At 55.8% G+C, this 4,052-nt stretch carries 3 protein-coding genes and 1 pseudogene; 2 read left to right on the forward strand and 2 right to left on the reverse strand.

Annotation, left to right across the window (positions count from 1 at the left end; genetic code table 11):
* Together ACFDSS_RS13815 and ACFDSS_RS13820 are read right to left on the reverse strand one after the other, a co-directional pair.
* Positions 1–794, reverse strand: a 794-nt coding sequence (locus tag ACFDSS_RS13815; RefSeq protein ID WP_375256304.1) for a hypothetical protein, incomplete at its 3' end; no start/stop codon positions are given.
* A 137-nt stretch (positions 795–931) separates the two neighbouring features.
* Positions 932–1,444 (reverse strand): LPP20 family lipoprotein, encoded by a 513-nt coding sequence (locus ACFDSS_RS13820; RefSeq protein WP_375256305.1) that lies wholly within the window; start codon positions 1,442–1,444, stop codon positions 932–934.
* A 165-nt stretch (positions 1,445–1,609) separates the two neighbouring features.
* Here ACFDSS_RS13820 and flhA point away from each other — a divergent pair, with 165 nt between their 5' ends.
* Both flhA and ACFDSS_RS13830 read left to right on the forward strand, forming a co-directional pair.
* A complete protein-coding gene (gene flhA / locus ACFDSS_RS13825; RefSeq protein ID WP_375256306.1) occupies positions 1,610–3,715 on the forward strand; it encodes a flagellar biosynthesis protein FlhA in 2,106 nt (701 codons plus the stop codon).
* Between the two features lie 41 nt (positions 3,716–3,756).
* Positions 3,757–4,052 (forward strand): annotated as a pseudogene (locus ACFDSS_RS13830) (hypothetical protein); the annotation flags it as partial.

Below are 4,052 nucleotides of genomic sequence, written 5' to 3' on the forward strand. Positions count from 1 at the left end.
CAGGCATAGGACCCCAGCCAAGTTGCAAGCTCTGCTGACACACTTTCGGCGAGGCTTTTTGCGACCTCATGCGCATCCTTTCGCGCCAACACATTGACCGTGCGCCAAGGCGTATTGGCCGAGACAGCGACCACATGGCTGGTGGTCATCTGCTGTGCCCGTCCAGGCGCAGCAGGATCAAGCACCTTCGCCTGCAAGGTCACCGTTAGTGTCGTCGCTTGAAGCCCGGGAGCCGTTGCGTGCCATGACAGATGCAGGCCCCGCGCGGTATCAGGTATCAGGTTTGACCGCGATGCCTCTACCCTGGACTGGCCGCCCATAAGAGTGTCGTAATCAAAACCAGCAGGAATTTTGCTCCCGCTCTGTCCCACCGTCGCAAGCGAGATGTCGCGCGCTGAAATCTGGATCTGAGGCGTGGTCCCAAGACCCATGATAGTCGCGTCATGCGCCAGCTCCAAAGCCTCTTGCGCCCACAGAGGTGCGGTATATCCAACATGGATCTGTGGGTTCCCGGATATCAGATTGATCGCCGGCCGCACAGCGCAACCAAGCGCAGGCACAGTGCCGACATAGGCATCAATGACAACTTCATAATGATGACCAGACGGCCCTTGGCTGACAACAGTATAATCAAGGATGCGGGAATTGGGCCGCAACAGAATGCTCTCGCCTGTCAGCGCACCGTTATCCGCCATGGAAAAGCCTGACACGTCAGCCCCCCCCTCTAGCGCGGCAAGGTATAGCGCATCTTCCAAAGCAAAACGCTGCGCACGGTCTGTATCATTATTGGTCACGGCAGCCCGGCCTGTGACCCTCACGATATCCGCAAAACCCGGCCCACAGGTCAGAACCAGCAACAGCACAGGCGCAAGCAGCCTCATCTGACGATGAAATATTCCTGTTAGCATCCGTGGCCTTACCTCTCGGTTGCTTATCGCACTGCCATCATGATGCGTGCGATCATATCGCGGTCCAGTTCCAGCACGACCTCATAGGTGTCGCGACCAACCGGATTGATACGCACCGTACGCGCACCTCGGATTGTACCATCGACCGATGCGCGTGTTGTGTCGTTTTGCAAGACGGCGTCAACCACGGTTGTCTGCGCACTGAGCCGCAAGCCATGCACCTGCTCGGTGATATCGCGCATAGCGTCCAGACGGGCAACGCGGATCGCCATCAAACGCTTTTGATTGATGTTATGCGCGGGCTGCGCTGAAATCGTAGCATATCCCGTCCCAATAATTGGTGGGACAGTTTGCTGTATGACAGCGGCATCAGTGCCCCTTAGCGCAGTCTCGATTTCAAGGATTTCTTTTGCGGCGGGTGATATGCCCGCAGCGTTGTAGGGTGCGTGACCATTCATGTTGCAGGCGCCAAGCGCCAGAACAATCGTGAAAACCGCACACGTCTTGATAAAATCGGTTAAGGCAAAGTTACGCACAAAAATATCCTCCGCAAGTCGCGTTTCGCCTGTGGTCTTGCATATGTCGTGCCAGTGCCAAGAACAGCGCAAATACGGCGTATTTTTTTACTGGCACAGGAATTGCTTCTCACTTGGCGAAGTGGCGGCGTCCGAGATGCGCCGCCAAATGGAGCAGCAGGTGACATGAGCGCGTCCGAAACAGCAATACCACGGCACCTGCTGGGGCGGAGCCTGACCAGCATCACGCTGCCGCTTGGCATTTTGATGCTGGTGGCGATGATGGTATTGCCGCTGCCAGCCTTCTTGCTGGACATCTTTTTCACGCTGAACATCTTCATGTCACTATTGATATTGATGGTGGCTTTGCACACTTACCGACCGCTGGATTTTTCATCTTTTCCCAGCCTCATTCTGGTTGCAACGGTGTTGCGACTGGCGCTGAACGTGGCCTCGACAAGGATCATCCTCAGCGAAGGACATTTGGGAACCAGCGCCGCCGGTGCCGTGATCGAAGCATTCGGTGCCTTTGTCATTGCGGGCAATTATGTCGTCGGGATTTTTGTCTTTGTCATTTTGGTGATCATCAACCTTGTCGTGATCACCAAAGGTGCAGGCCGTGTCTCAGAAGTTTCTGCCCGCTTTACCCTTGATGCCATGCCCGGCAAACAGATGGCCATTGACGCGGATCTGAATGCGGGAGTGCTCACCGCCGAAGAAGCGACCGTGCGCCGCGAGGACGTATCGCGCGAGGCAGATTTTCATGGCGCAATGGATGGTGCATCGAAGTTTGTCAAAGGCGACGCCGTTGCCGGTATTCTGATTCTGGCCATCAACGTCATCGGCGGGTTGACGATCGGGATGCTGCAGCATGGGCTGTCGATCGGCGAAGCCTCAGAACTGTATATTCTGCTGTCGATCGGTGATGGCCTTGTCGCGCAAATCCCGTCTTTGCTGTTGTCGATTGCGACGGCCATCATCGTGACGCGTGTATCGTCGAGCCAAGATATGGCCGAGCATATCAAGGGTGAAGTCAGCATGTCGCGCGCATGGTTCCCCGTGGCCGGGGTGCTTCTTTTGATCGGCCTCGTGCCAGGTATGCCCACCATCTTGTTTGGCGGCATGGGGCTTGCTGCTGGTGTCGCTGCATACTTCTTTCGCAAGCAAGAACAGACCGATGCCACGCAAGACAAGAATGACGCGAAAGCACCTGTCGAAGACACCAATCCCAATAGCCTGAACATCACCGACGTCGCGGACTTGTCTGCGGTGACGCTGCTGCTCAGCTATCCGCTTTTGTCGATGGTGGACAAAGACGACGGCGGGCCTTTGGCGCGACGCATTGTCACCGTGCGCAAAGAAGTGTCGCAAGCTTTGGGTTTTGTCTTGCCCAGTGTCCGCATCCGTGACGATCTTGGGCTGACCGCGAACGAATACAGGATCAAGATCGGTCAAACAGTAGTGGCCGAGGACAAGATCTATCCTGATCAGAAACTTGCGCTGCCCAGCGGCACATCGCGCGTCAAGATTGAGGGTATAGATGTCAAAGAGCCATCTTTCCGCATCGACGCGACCTGGATTCAGCCGGACCGCGAATTCGAAGCAGAAGCAAACGGCTATATCATCATCGAGCCTGAAACGGTGCTGGCGACACATCTGAGCCAGATCTTGTACAAATATGCGTCAGAACTGATCGGACAGGATGATGTTCAGGAACTGCTCGACAATCTGTCAAAAGTTGTGCCGCAATTGGTCCAGTCCGTTGTCCCTAAACTGATGCCATTGCATAATCTGACGGCGGTGCTGCGGCAGATTTTGCGTGAACGGATACCGATCAGCGACCTGCGACGCATCTTGGAATTGATTTCCGAGATGGCAAGCAAGAACATGAGCGTGACAGAGACCGCAGAGGCGCTGCGGCCCCAACTTGTTGGCTTGCTTATTCAACAGACAACGCCGCTGAACACCCCGCTTCCGGTAGTCACACTGGACAGCGCATTCGAGCATCTGTTGATCAATTCCGCCAAGCGGTCAGAGGGCGATCAGTTGCTGCTGGACGGATCACTTGCAGAAAATATGGTTAAATCGCTGGTGCGTATCAACGAGGAACAGACTGAAGCCGGCAAGAAACCATTCTTGGTCGTTTCTCCGCAAATCCGGCGCAAGTTGTCCAGCTTTCTGCGTCAACATATCGCTGACTTTCCCGTCCTTTCATTCACGGAATTGCCTGACGGGCGACGGGTGGAGGTTGTGGCGACGGTGTCTGGCGACGAGCAAATGGCCACAGAATGAAACATGGTCAATTTTTTGATCCCCGATGAGGCGCCCTGGTCATGACTGAATATATCTTCAGAGCATCCGATCCCGATACCGCGATGGAAAAGGCGGTACGCGAACTTGGTGACGATGCCATGATCCTGTCCGTCAGAAAGATGGGAGATGTCACAGAGGTCCGTGCAACACGCGAATCCGACATGGCCGATCAGCTGCCATGGGACGATCGCAAGCCGCAATCCTGGCCAAGCGACGCCATGGATCTCGGAGCGGCGATGCGGACCGCGCGCGCGCGGCGCAACGGGTCAGATCCGGCCCCAACCCCGCGACGTGCTGCAGATATTAATGCTGCGCC

This window comes from Yoonia sp., from assembly GCF_042093035.1.
Lineage (GTDB): Bacteria > Pseudomonadota > Alphaproteobacteria > Rhodobacterales > Rhodobacteraceae > Yoonia.